The 12,195-nt window shown below is 40.1% G+C and carries 12 protein-coding genes; 3 read left to right on the top strand and 9 right to left on the bottom strand.

What is annotated here, in order from left to right; translation table 11 throughout:
• The first annotated feature begins 33 nt into the window (after window positions 1-33).
• A complete protein-coding gene (gene blaOXA, locus C7B62_RS02160) occupies window positions 34-876 on the top strand; it encodes a class D beta-lactamase (RefSeq protein ID WP_106232960.1) in 843 nt (280 codons plus the stop codon).
• 116 nt (window positions 877-992) lie between these two features.
• Here blaOXA and C7B62_RS02165 read toward each other — a convergent pair whose 3' ends face one another.
• The 7 genes from C7B62_RS02165 to C7B62_RS02195 form a co-directional block, all read right to left on the bottom strand.
• A complete protein-coding gene (locus C7B62_RS02165; protein WP_106232961.1) occupies window positions 993-2,279 on the bottom strand; it encodes a glutamyl-tRNA reductase in 1,287 nt (428 codons plus the stop codon).
• Between the two features lie 281 nt (window positions 2,280-2,560).
• Window positions 2,561-3,598 carry a class II fructose-bisphosphatase gene (gene glpX / locus C7B62_RS02170; RefSeq protein WP_106232977.1) on the bottom strand — a complete coding sequence of 346 codons (1,038 nt, stop codon included), beginning with the start codon at window positions 3,596-3,598 and terminating at the stop codon, window positions 2,561-2,563.
• Between the two features lie 921 nt (window positions 3,599-4,519).
• Window positions 4,520-4,864 (bottom strand): DUF760 domain-containing protein, encoded by a 345-nt coding sequence (locus C7B62_RS02175; protein WP_106232962.1) that lies wholly within the window; start codon window positions 4,862-4,864, stop codon window positions 4,520-4,522.
• A gap of 84 nt (window positions 4,865-4,948) precedes the next feature.
• Window positions 4,949-5,449 (bottom strand): SMC-Scp complex subunit ScpB, encoded by a 501-nt coding sequence (scpB, locus tag C7B62_RS02180; protein WP_106232963.1) that lies wholly within the window; start codon window positions 5,447-5,449, stop codon window positions 4,949-4,951.
• A 30-nt stretch (window positions 5,450-5,479) separates the two neighbouring features.
• Window positions 5,480-6,280, bottom strand: a complete 801-nt coding sequence (gene thiD / locus C7B62_RS02185) for a bifunctional hydroxymethylpyrimidine kinase/phosphomethylpyrimidine kinase (protein ID WP_106232964.1) — start codon at window positions 6,278-6,280, stop codon at window positions 5,480-5,482.
• A 44-nt stretch (window positions 6,281-6,324) separates the two neighbouring features.
• Window positions 6,325-7,602 (bottom strand): cell division protein FtsZ, encoded by a 1,278-nt coding sequence (gene ftsZ, locus C7B62_RS02190; protein WP_106232965.1) that lies wholly within the window; start codon window positions 7,600-7,602, stop codon window positions 6,325-6,327.
• A 238-nt stretch (window positions 7,603-7,840) separates the two neighbouring features.
• Entirely contained in the window at window positions 7,841-8,614 is a 774-nt protein-coding gene (locus C7B62_RS02195) for a cell division protein FtsQ/DivIB (RefSeq protein ID WP_106232966.1), read from the bottom strand.
• A gap of 417 nt (window positions 8,615-9,031) precedes the next feature.
• Between C7B62_RS02195 and ctpC the strand changes: the two genes are divergently transcribed.
• A complete protein-coding gene (ctpC, locus tag C7B62_RS02200; RefSeq protein WP_106232967.1) occupies window positions 9,032-10,327 on the top strand; it encodes a carboxyl-terminal processing protease CtpC in 1,296 nt (431 codons plus the stop codon).
• A gap of 79 nt (window positions 10,328-10,406) precedes the next feature.
• Here the strand turns inward: ctpC and C7B62_RS02205 are convergent, their stop codons facing one another.
• Window positions 10,407-10,592 (bottom strand): hypothetical protein, encoded by a 186-nt coding sequence (locus C7B62_RS02205; RefSeq protein WP_106232968.1) that lies wholly within the window; start codon window positions 10,590-10,592, stop codon window positions 10,407-10,409.
• A 74-nt stretch (window positions 10,593-10,666) separates the two neighbouring features.
• Window positions 10,667-10,783 carry a photosystem II reaction center protein I gene (locus C7B62_RS02210; protein WP_106232969.1) on the bottom strand — a complete coding sequence of 39 codons (117 nt, stop codon included), beginning with the start codon at window positions 10,781-10,783 and terminating at the stop codon, window positions 10,667-10,669.
• A gap of 274 nt (window positions 10,784-11,057) precedes the next feature.
• On the opposite strand from C7B62_RS02210, the gene gcvT reads away from it, so the two are divergent.
• Complete coding sequence (gene gcvT / locus C7B62_RS02215; protein ID WP_106232970.1) at window positions 11,058-12,170, top strand: glycine cleavage system aminomethyltransferase GcvT; 1,113 nt, start codon at window positions 11,058-11,060, stop codon at window positions 12,168-12,170.
• Window positions 12,171-12,195: the final 25 nt, after the last annotated feature.

Below are 12,195 nucleotides of genomic sequence, written 5' to 3' on the forward strand. Positions count from 1 at the left end.
TTAGCTAGATAAAGCAGCCAAAAGAAGAAAATTGTGAAAAAAGTAATTAATTTGCTCTTGCTATTATTGTTAACCACAGTTGGTAGTTATCTGGTTACACAACATCCAGTTTATTCCCAAAGCGAACCAAATATAGAGCAGCAAGCGGATTTTCAAAAACACTTTGAAAGCTTGGGCGTGAAAGGCTCAATTATGATTTACGATCAAAATCGAGATTTTTTTTATCAACATAATCGCGATCGCAACGATACACCTTTTCTCCCTGCTTCAACCTATAAAATTCCTAATTCTTTAATTGCTTTAGAGACGGGAGTAATCAAAAATGATGTTGATGTTCTGACTTGGGATGGGATTGAAAGAGGTTTAGCCGATGCTCCTATTGACGAATGGAATCAAGATTTAAACATGCGTCTGGCTTTTAAATATTCAGCTGTTTGGTTTTATCAAGTTCTGGCGCGTAAAATTGGTCATCAAAGAATGCAGAATTTTGTGACTAAAATCGCCTACGGAAATCAAAATATTGGTGGCAAAGAGGATATTGATCAGTTTTGGTTGGAGGGAGAATTACGCATTACACCTCGACAGCAAATTGATTTTCTCCGCCGTCTCCAGCAAAATGACTTACCTTTTGCTCAAAAAAATATTGATTTAGTTAAAGATATTGCGATCGCCGAAGAAACTGACAACTACGTATTGCGAGGTAAAACAGGAATAGCTACTTCTGTCACGCCCCAGATAGGTTGGTATGTGGGTTATTTAGAACAAAATGATCATGTTTATTTCTTTGCAACCAATATTGATGTTATTAGCGACAAAGATGTGGCAGCGAGGTTAGAAGTTACTAAATTATGTTTACAAGATTTAGGGCTACTTTAAGGTTTAATCCCTGGGAATAGAGGTGAACGGTAAGGCACTTGCAGTGGAAAAAAAACGCGACCTAGTAAAAATTTAGATCGCGGTTGTAAGTTGTTGGATAGATGATTACTAGTTACTTAGCCGTACTGCTCTTCTGTATCTAAATCAAATAGCATTTGCAAAGAGCGCAGACAGTGACGACGAGCTTCAATATCCTGCTGCGCTCTTAACTGTACCATCGGCTCATGGAGAATCTTATTAACAATGCCTCTGGTTAGAGCCTCAATTACTTCCTGGTGCTTTTCGCCAAACTCTGAACCTAAACGAGACAAAGCTTTTTCCATTTCCTGTTCGCGGATGCTTTCGACTTTGTTACGTAAACAGCTAATCGTCGGTACAGTTTCTAGCGATCGCCACCAAAGCAGATAGTTACCCACTTCCTGTTCGATAATCACTTCGGCTTCCTGTGCCATCTGGCGACGAGTTTCTTGATTAGCTGCCACTACAGCCTTTAAGTCATCTACATTATAGGCGCTAACACAGCCGACTTCTTTGACATTAGCATCTATGTTGCGAGGGACGGAAATATCTACTAGCATCAAGTCTTTATCTAAAGTTAAATGCTCCTCTAACTTGGCGCGGTCTAATATCGGCTGAGTTGCCCCTGTACTAGTAAATACTAGATCAGCCGTGGCGATCGCCTGCATCATTTCTCCTAGAGGATAAATCTGAATTTCTATCTGGGAAAATTGACTACAAAGTTCTTGCGCTCGACGATGGGAACGATTAACAATTGCAATCTTAGTAACACCTTTAGACAGCAAGTGCTTAACCAGCAGGTGAGCCATTTTACCCGCACCAACAATCGTGACACTGTAGTCTGGTAAATTATTAACTTTAGTATGAACTAATTCAACTGCTGCCGAGCTAATTGAAACTGCTCCTGTGCCGATACTGGTTTCGCTGCGAACTCTTTTACCTGTAGAAATTGCCTGTTTGAATAAGCGATCTAACAACCGACCTAAACCTTTATATTTTTGTCCCAGTTTGTAGGTTTTTTTTACTTGAGCTAGTATTTGCCCTTCTCCTAATACCAAACTTTCTAAGCCTGCGGAGACACGCATTAGGTGTCGTAAGGCATCTTCTCTTAACAACGTAAATAGATTGGGGCGCAATTCTCTGAGGGAAATCCTCGCTTTATCTGCCAAAAATTGGCTAATTTCTCGGACACCTTGTTCAAGATCTGCTGCGACACCGTAGATTTCTAAACGGTTACAGGTACTGATGATCGCTATTTCCTGAATGTGGGGATAGCTTTTGAGCAAGGCGATCGCTTCTTCAATCTGTGCTTCGGGGATACTGAGTTTTTCGCGTACTTCTACCGAGGCAGTTTTATGACTTAAACCAACAACTACAATGTTCATTATTTTTTTGGCAAATTTTGCTTTAATCAGTTCTCAAACGGGGAAAATCAAAGCAAAATATTGTTTAGATCTAATAATTTTATCTTAATCAATTTTTTTATGCAGAATTCAGGTAATAAAAAGGCAACAGCATAAGATGTATCTTCTACTAGTTGCCTTTTACCTGATTAATTTATACCCTTTTTGCTGTGCCAACTAGCTTTTAGTTAATCAGGATTTACATATCTTTAGCTATCAATTTAATTGTCACATAAAGATCCTGCTCAAAATTAAATAGCTGACTATCTCAATTGTAGAGATTTTGGCTGGTTAAGCATATGCACTGTATCTACAAAACGGGCAGTTTTCGACTGAGATGAGATAACCAAGCTCTGAGTTCTCGCACCGTCTTTAAAGAAACGAACACCGTTCATTAAAGTCCCAGGAGTAATACCACAAGCAGCAAACAGTACTGTTTCTCCACTAGCAAGTTCTTCTGCACCATAAACTTTATCTGGATCGTTGATACCCATTGAACTTAGTCGCTCTAGGTTGCTTTCTTTGCTCTCACCAATTAGACCAGTTTTAACGATCGCTGGATCGTAGATTAACTGTCCTTGAAAGTGTCCACCCAAACAGCGCATTGCCGCAGCCGAAATAACACCTTCAGGTGCAGCACCAATGCCCATCAAAGCATGGATGTTAGACCCAGAGAACGCACAGGAAATAGCAGCAGAAACATCACCGTCGGCAATCAATCTAACTCTCGCTCCTGCATCTCTGATTTCCTTGATCAACCCATCATGACGAGAGCGATCCATGACTACTACTACCAAATCTTCAATTGAGCGATTGAGGCAGTCTGAAAGAATCTTGAGGTTTTCTGTAGCGGATTTATTAATATCTACATGACCTCTAGCTAATGGAGGTGCAGCCAGCTTTCTCATGTAAAAATCAGGTGCAGCAAATAAACCGCCTTTTTCGGCAATTGCTAAAACTGCCATCGAACCATTTTGTCCGTAGGCAACAAGGTTAGTTCCCTCACAAGGATCTACAGCGATGTCAATCTCAATTAACTCATCAGGATTACAAAAGTTTTTCGCGTCGGGACGGGTACAAATACCGACCTCCTCACCGATATAGAGCATAGGAGCATCATCTCGCTCTCCTTCCCCAATCACAATCCGACCACGCATGTTGATTTTGTTCATGCGCTCACGCATTGCTTCTACTGCTACTTGATCGGCAGTATCCTTTTCTCCCTTACCCATCCACTTGGCAGAGGCAATGGCAGCTTGTTCTACTACCTCAATAATTTCTAAACCGAGGGTTGTCTCCAGCAAAGTTTTCCTCCCTAATTTGCTTGTTGTTAAATTTCTTTTAAAAGCGATGAAGTATGGTCTTGGACGGGGCTTACACCAAACTATGCGGTGCAAGTAAGGCGCGTTTTGCGAGTCAGCGCCATCTAGGGTTTTACCCAAGTAAAGCGATTGACGAGGTTGAGTAAGAGTATTCTTACAGTCGGCTTTTCCTCAAGGATAAGCTTCGCAAATGAGTAAGAATCTTCTTACCCAAAACGCGACTTACTCAAAAGCCGCCGCCCCATGAACAACTTCATCAAGAAGCGATGTCTCAAGTCCAAAGTCTACCAGAGAGAGGTATCTCTCTGATAATTATTAATTTTTAATAAGCTCTGCAAGAGAGCTTCAGTGTTTATCTAAATATCTTATTAGTTTGTAATCTACAGACCCAAAGATTCAGGATGACTTTTAAGAAATAATGACTTTTCGCTATCAAGTAGGTATTTTAGTATATTTTGTAACAAAAAAATTAAGACAAATAACGGCTGCTTGGTGAAGAGTGATAAGCTCAAAAATAAACATGCGATCGCGTTTTTATTTAGCTTTTTATTTAGCAATATAGCAATATTCTGGCTCTGCTCAATAGCTGCCAAATATTAATAAAATGTTTAGTTAGGCCACTAGATGAGAGATTGGTAGTTAATCTATGAGAATACTCAAGTTAGTATTTTTATCCACTCAAGCAGAGACTAAATTATTATTTTTACATGACATCCCACGATTTTCTGACCTTAGTTTTATTGCTTAGTCCAGGCATGGCATTATCAGTTTTACTCATGCTGACTTTTGCCAAAGGTGGTTAATTTGACAAGGCAAAGCCAAGATCAGCTTTTAAATCTGGCATCTAGGCAAAGCTAAAGGCGATTTTTGTTGAGTTTAACCAACAAGAGCGCAATTTAACTATTGAGCTTCATCACTCAAAGTATGATTAGGCAGATTAGCCAAACTCTCTTCTAAATCCATCCTCTTCTCCATCTGACATAAAAAGTAGCCCGTCATCATTGCTGAAGCTAGCAAATGAGCTAAGTTTTCTCGGTCAGTAGTAATTTTTACGTTGAAGTCTCCCGATGGCAACATACCTACTAATCCTTGGACGTTTTGAGAGATAATCTGCTTGACGTCTGGACTTGCCGAGGCAGCAATTTGAGCTAGAACCTCGGGATGTTGCTGACGCAAATACTGCATCAAGGTATTGTAGTTATGTTCTTGTGATTCAGAATTAAGAAAATCAAAATTAAATATCATTCGTTACCCAGATATGGATGTACGTTATTTATACTTTGACACAGTACCAGGGGCATCGGCTAGTCACTCAGTAGCTTTAAACCGCTAGGGAATAGCCATATTGTTAATTTCAAAGTATTGATGGAATTTATTAGTCACTTCAAGCCAATAAGAGCGACCATCAGCCTGTTCTCGTTTACGTACAAACCCCAACTGTACTAACTCGGCTATTTGTTGATAGGCGCTGCTACCTCGCAAGTCAATTAATTCAGTCTGCAAAATTGGGTTTCTCAATGCCACTGCTGCCAAAGTTCTCAGCGCTCCTTTTCCTAATTCGGCAGGAACTAATTCTCGCAGCAGATATTCGTAATCTTGTTTAAGTTGTAAACTATATCCAGCCTCGGTTTCGATGATTTCCAAAGCGCTATCTCGATGGGCATAGTCATTCATTAGCTCAATGATGCCGTCTTCAATTAATTCGCGATCGCTTTGGGATATCTTAGCTGATTCAGCATCTTGTTCCTGAAGACAAGCATGTATTTCTTCAATGGAGAGGGGTCTGCCTTTGATGTAGATAATCGCTTCGATCTTGGTGGATAGTTTCATAATCTGTACTAGAGGTTAAAAATGCTTTGCTCAATCAGATTTTATTAAAGGAAAAAAATGACCAACAGGACCATTACCTGCACCAATGTCTAAAGAATGTTCCAAAGCATTGGTAACATAATTTTTGGCGTTGACTACGGATTGCCAAAGATCTTGACCCAAAGCTAAATTAGCACAGATTGCTGCGGAGAGAGTACACCCGGTACCGTGGGTATTTTTAGTGGTTATAGTTTTGTTAAATAAAATTTTAATTTCTTGTCCGTCATACCAAACATCTACCCCCTGCTCATTTCCTAGCAAACTACCACCTTTGGCCAAAACTACTGTTTTACTACCCTGATAAATGGCGATCGCTGCCTGTTTAAGTTGCTCTACACTATCAATAGTCAAACCGCTGAGAATTTCTGCTTCATAGCGATTAGGTGTCACGATTAGAGCCTGGGGAATCAGTAGCTCTTGCAAAGAGGCGATCGCCAGATCGTCAATTAACTTGACCCCCGTGCGAGAAACCATGACAGGATCGACGACTAGCTGTTGCCAGTTTTGCTGTTTAAGCTGTTGAGCAATGATCGTGATGATTGCCGAATTTAACAACATTCCAGTCTTGACGGCATTCACTGCTAAATCACTCCCTACAGCCTCCATTTGTGCTGTAATCAGGGGCATACTCATTTCTGCTACTTGAGTTACCCCAACAGTGTTTTGTGCCGTGACGCAAGTAACCACGCTAGCACCATGAACACAGTGCATGGCGAAGGTTTTCAGATCTGCCTGAATCCCTGCTCCGCCAATACTATCAGATCCAGCAATAGTTAGAGCTACTTTAGTCAAGATATTTAGTTACTGTGTTTGAGCGCGATCGCTTATCAGCCAGTTTAATTTTTAGGAAAACGTCTCTGCTTCAAGAAATCAGGAATTTCAATTCCACCGCTGTTTTTATTGACCCGATTGCGATCGGGCTGTGGTGCTGTTGAAATACTCTGAAAAACGTTGTTTGATTGTTGTACTTGCGGTTCTTCCAGTTCAAGCTCCTGGGTTTCACCATCAAATCCTGTGGCAATCACAGTAATTCTCACCTCTCCTTCCATACTGTCATCAATGACCGCACCAAAGATAATATTTGCGTCTTCATCAACTACTTCATAAATGCTATCAGCAGCAGCATTTACTTCGTGAAGAGTTAAGTCATATCCTCCAGTAATATTAATTACTACTCCCTTAGCGCCATGAATGGATGCTTCTAGTAAAGGAGAAGAAACCGCAGCCACCGCAGCTTCTCTAGCACGAGATTTACCAGATCCCAACCCAATACCCATCAAGGCTGAACCAGCATCAGCCATAATTGCCCTGACATCGGCAAAATCTACGTTGATTAAACCAGGAATCGTAATGATATCTGAAATACCCTGTACACCTTGGCGCAGAACATCATCTGCTACCCCAAAAGCTTCCTGTACGGGAGTTTCTGGAGAAATTACTGACAATAGCTGATTGTTGGGAATCACAATCAGAGTATCTACTCGACTACGAAAAGCCTCAATACCTTTTTCTGCCTGTTTGGTGCGTCTTCTGCCCTCAAAGGTAAAGGGACGAGTTACCACTCCTACGGTCAGACAGCCCATTTCTTTAGCTACTTCAGCAGCGATGGGTGCTGCCCCTGTACCTGTACCACCGCCCATACCAGCAGTAATGAAGACTAAATCAGTATTTTCTAGGGCATGAGCTATTTCATCCCGTGACTCTTCTGCTGCTTTTTGCCCAATGGCAGGGTTTCCCCCAGCACCTAAACCTCTAGTAATTTTATGCCCAATCTGTAGCTTCTGAGGCGCCATGGCATTGTCTAAAGCTTGAGCATCCGTGTTAATTGCCCAAAATTCAATCCCCGACACCTGGCTTTCAATCATGCGGTTTACTGCATTGCAGCCACCACCACCCACACCCATGACTTTAATCTTGGCAACGTTGCTTGGCACTATTTTATTACTCCTTATTTCTTCTTTGGGAATCTGAGAACTATTATTATGACCCTTGAAAGGTATTCCCATACTGTTACTGTTACCTAAAGAGTTATTTGCTAGAGCGGTGGATAAATCGGAACGATTATAGTTAATTTCGTTATTGAAAGTATTAACGTTTCTTTTGTTTAAAGACATGGGCGTGCATCAAGGTTTCCGCGCTTAGTTTTCTGATTCAGAATTCAATTTGGTAGCTTAACTCAATTTATTATCATCTGGGTATTTTGTTCTGGGAATAATATTAAAGTTTTCGTAATTATTAAACACATCTGATTAACTATCATCCAAGAAATTACGGAACACAAAAAGCAAAATTGCCACCAATATACGTGTATTTACTTAACTTGCTCAAAGATTTTACTGATTTGACTTAAGATTAGTACTTTTGAATTAAATTTATCCCAGGATTACTTAAGTCAATATAGGCAATTTCGCTCTTTTTGAGCTGTTTTGGTAAATTCTTTAATTTTGAGATAATTTTAAACTGTTGTTCTAGGTAAGATGATTTTGACCCTAGAAAAACTGTCCCTATTTTCGTATTCAAAAGTATGCTTCCTGATGGTTGCCAGTGAACTTCAGATATTCCTAATTCAGGGTAAAGAAAAATTAATTGATATATTTTCTGCCAAGTTTGTTGAAACTCCATTTGATAGTCAATTACTTTGAGTTTTGGTAGAGAAAAATTGGCTTTTGTACCACTATAAAATTTCGGCGCAATCCATTCTCCTTGAGAATTCAAAAAACCCACTTCTCCGTTAAAAGTAGCTAAAGCTACAGGAATCTTTTCCTGTAGAGAAATAGTAATGAGAGGAGGAATAATTTGTTTGTTAACTTTTGCTGCTTCAACTGAAGGAATAGATTTAATTTTTTGACTTAGTTCAATACCGTTGACTGACCAAATATACTGTGGATAGCTTAAGTTTAAAGCATGATAAATTGCATCTTCATTTACTATTGTTTTACCGTTGATTCTGACTTGAGTCTGCCTTTTAATTTGCGAATTTGGTAAGATCGCTGCTAGGCTAAGACCCATCGTACAGGAAATTAAGCAGCAAGCACGCCAAAAAGAAAGACGCATCAAGCGACGCTGCTGAAGTTTTGCTAGAGCCAGCTTAGACTTGAGTTGTTGCGAGGGCAGAAATACACTCATAAGCAAGAAACCATAGTTTTAAACAGCACTGGGGTAATCTCTGATGATTGAGCTAAGATATTATTGGTTTAATTAATTTAATCCGCAATTATATTAACTGCTATAAATAAAATATGCTAATTAGTGTAACGCGGTAGAAGATAACAGTCTGGTAAGATGTGTATGCACTAACTGTTCTCGTCAGCTAAAAGTTATTTGGTTTTAGTTGCCAATGCGCCGAAATTACTTAAATTAAAGAATGGTTGCGGGGTTATTGTGGTGTATCCTTTAATTCCCTAAAGTTTTAAGTTACCTGTGGTAGATTAGACTTTAAATTAATAAAAATCTTTGTCAGATTGAATCTTCAGCTAAGGCTTAGATAAAGCTTTTCCACTGTGGGAGAAACTATCTCGGCTATATCTATTGTATTTTTAACGTATGGTAATGACAAAAAAAGGACTGATTTTGGGCACAACTGCGGTAGCTATATCAACTGTAGCAGTGACTGGTGCAGGAATTCATTTGTCTCAGAGTCAAGCCTTGATTCAAAGTGGTCCGAAAGAGACAATTGATGAAGTATGGCAAATAATTAATTATCAGTACGTCGATGCAACTTTTAACCAGACTGACTGGCTAAAAGTTAGGCAAGAATATGTCAAAAATGCTGCTTACAAAAATCAGGAAGATTCTTATAAAGCTATTCGTGAAATGTTGGGCAAGCTTAAAGATCCTTACACCCGCTTTATGAATCCTGAAGAGTTCAAAAATATGCAAATTGACACTTCAGGAGAATTAACTGGAGTAGGCATTCAAATCTCTGCAGATGAAAAAACAGGTCGATTATTGGTGATCTCGCCCATTGAAAATACTCCTGCTGCTGAAGCAGGGATTCTGGCTCAGGATTTAATCATCAAGATTGATGGCACTGACACCAAAGGTATGGACGTCAATGATGCGGTGGAGTTAATTAGAGGGGAGCAAGGCAGCCAGGTTACCCTAACAATTGAGCGCAATGGCGAGGTGCAGGATTATGATATTATCCGTGAAAAAATTGAAATTCACCCTGTTAAAGCCAGTATTAGAAATACGGAATTAGGCAAAGTTGGCTATATTCGTCTCACCACCTTTAACGAATACGCTGCTAGAGATATGCAGAAGGCAATTAAAGAGCAGGAACAGGCAAATGTAGTCGGTTATGTATTAGATCTGCGTTCTAATCCTGGTGGCTTACTTTATGCCAGTATCGATATTGCGCGGATGTGGATCAATCAAGGTACGATTGTTTCGACTGTAGATCGTAAGGGTATTAGCGATCGCGAATCCGCAACCAACAAAGCTTTAACTGATAAGCCATTAGTAGTTTTAGTTGATGGTGGTTCGGCTAGCGCCAGCGAAATTCTCTCAGGTGCGCTCAAAGATAATAAACGGGCAACGTTATTAGGCACAAAAACTTTTGGTAAAGGTTTGGTTCAATCGGTTCGTCGTTTAGGAGATGGTTCGGGGTTGGCAGTTACAATCGCCAAATATCTAACTCCGAATGGTACAGATATTAATAAAGAGGGAATTCCACCTAATGTGGTGCTTAAGTTAAATGAATCTCAGCTTAAGGAACTTTATGGTGGCGATCGCTCTAAGCTTGGTACTCAGGAAGATCCTCAGTTTGCCAAAGCACTTGATATTTTAAACAAAAATATTCAGGCGCAAAAATCGGGTGAACCCCAAGCAGTTAAATAAAGGAGCTTTGCTCCTAGCTATAAGCCATAAGCTATAAGCTTTTTAATTAAATAATTTAATCATTTTATTAGTGGATAAACTACTCAGGTTGACATTTACCCGCTCGAATTAAACCAATTTTTTTAGCGATCGCTTCTTGTTCGCTCTTGTATGAACCCCATTGCTCTTGTTCTGGGGTTTTTGTCTGTTGGCAAGAAAACTGTCTTACTTGACAAGTTCCGTCTTCCTGTTTAATTACGTACCAAAATTCTTGTTCTGTACTCATTTTTGACCACTTACTAGATATAAATTAAAAAAGGGGCATTCAAGCCCCTTAATTCTAGATTCTTTAGTTGATTATTATTCTGAGTCGCTACCGCCAGGATTACGAGAAGGATCGCTGGAGAGAAAGCCAAAAATAAATAGTCCGATAAAGAAAAAGACGGTGATATACACCACAATTTTAAGAGTAGCCATGTTAATTTGCTCCTGATAAATCTAATATAGATGGACAAAAATATTAACGGTTGTTCCTGTTTCAAAATTTAGCCCAGCAACAGAAAGCTTTTTGGGTCGTAGTCCACACCTAACAGCAAAGCGTAAACAAACAAAAATTTATTGAAACAAATATTACGTAATTACTAAATCATACCCGATTGCTATACTTTAATTCGATTTTTCTTCGAGAATTAACTCTAGGCTTTAAGCTATTAAATATCAATTCTTATTTGCGATACTTTAAGTAATCTACATGGCGGATCAATCATCTCAACTTCTGCGGACTCCTCTATACGAACTGGCTCACGAGCAAAAGGCAAGATTCACGGCTTTTTCGGGCTGGTCAATGCCCGTACAGTTCTCAGGATTGAAGCTAGAACACGATGCAGTGCGCTCTGAAGCGGGAATGTTTGATATATCTCACATGGGCAAATTTAGCTTTGTGGGCGATCGCTTAATTGATGCCTGGCAAGCTTTAGTCCCTTCTGATTTAAGTCGTCTTCAGCCTGGTCAAGCAATGTATACGGTGTTGCTCAATCCTCAAGGGGGAATTATTGATGACATTATCTTTTACTATCAGGGAACAGCAGGAACTCAGCAAAAAGCCCTGGTAATCGTTAATGCGGGAACGACTGATAAAGATAAAACTTGGATTTTAAGCCACCTACAAAACAGTTCGGTGGAAATGTTCGATCTGTCTCAGTCTCAGGCGCTAATCGCTCTCCAAGGACCCAAAGCTGCTCAGATTCTTCAGGCAATGACTACCGCAGATCTTAGCTCCTTAACAGCATTTGCTCATCGTATTGTAACTATTAATGGCTCATCTGCTTTTATTGCTCGTACTGGCTATACAGGAGAAGATGGCTTTGAAATTATGCTCGATCCAGATGCAGCACAACAGCTATGGAGATCTTTACAGCAAGCAGGAGTTACCTCCTGTGGATTGGGTGCGCGGGATACTTTACGCCTAGAAGCGGCAATGAGCCTTTATGGTCAGGAAATTGACGAGACGATTAGTCCTTTAGAAGCTGGGCTAGGTTGGGTCGTACACTTGAAGGATAAAGGTGATTTCATTGGACGTTCGGTATTGGAACAGCAAAAAGCAGAAGGGGTTAAACGCCGTTTGGTGGGATTAGAAATGTCAGGTAGATATATCGCTCGTCATGGCTATCGGGTTATCTTTGATGGGGCAGCCGTCGGCGAAGTTACTAGTGGGACTTTAGCGCCGACAGTGGGTAAAGCGATCGCCCTGGCTTATGTGACTACCTCTCTTAGCAAACCAGGACAGGCTTTAGAAGTCGAAATTCGGGGTAAAAACTATCCTGCTACTGTAGTGAAGAAACCTTTTTATCGAGCTTCTCATTGATAGGTAGTAGGTAGTAGGTAGTAGG

This window comes from Pleurocapsa sp. CCALA 161 (genome assembly GCF_003003995.1).
In the GTDB taxonomy this organism is placed as follows: Bacteria; Cyanobacteriota; Cyanobacteriia; order Cyanobacteriales; family Xenococcaceae; genus Waterburya.

What these genes read in the sequence shown, in the direction of transcription:
- C7B62_RS02165 (WP_106232961.1), bottom strand. Translation starts at nt 2,279, where the DNA reads ATGAACATTGTAGTTGTTGGTTTAAGTCATAAAACTGCCTCGGTAGAA.
- C7B62_RS02175 (WP_106232962.1), bottom strand. Translation starts at nt 4,864, where the DNA reads ATGATATTTAATTTTGATTTTCTTAATTCTGAATCACAAGAACATAAC.
- scpB (WP_106232963.1), bottom strand. Translation starts at nt 5,449, where the DNA reads ATGAAACTATCCACCAAGATCGAAGCGATTATCTACATCAAAGGCAGA.
- ftsZ (WP_106232965.1), bottom strand. Translation starts at nt 7,602, where the DNA reads ATGTCTTTAAACAAAAGAAACGTTAATACTTTCAATAACGAAATTAAC.
- C7B62_RS02195 (WP_106232966.1), bottom strand. Translation starts at nt 8,614, where the DNA reads ATGAGTGTATTTCTGCCCTCGCAACAACTCAAGTCTAAGCTGGCTCTA.
- ctpC (WP_106232967.1), top strand. Translation starts at nt 9,032, where the DNA reads ATGGTAATGACAAAAAAAGGACTGATTTTGGGCACAACTGCGGTAGCT.
- C7B62_RS02205 (WP_106232968.1), bottom strand. Translation starts at nt 10,592, where the DNA reads ATGAGTACAGAACAAGAATTTTGGTACGTAATTAAACAGGAAGACGGA.
- C7B62_RS02210 (WP_106232969.1), bottom strand. Translation starts at nt 10,783, where the DNA reads ATGGCTACTCTTAAAATTGTGGTGTATATCACCGTCTTTTTCTTTATC.
- gcvT (WP_106232970.1), top strand. Translation starts at nt 11,058, where the DNA reads ATGGCGGATCAATCATCTCAACTTCTGCGGACTCCTCTATACGAACTG.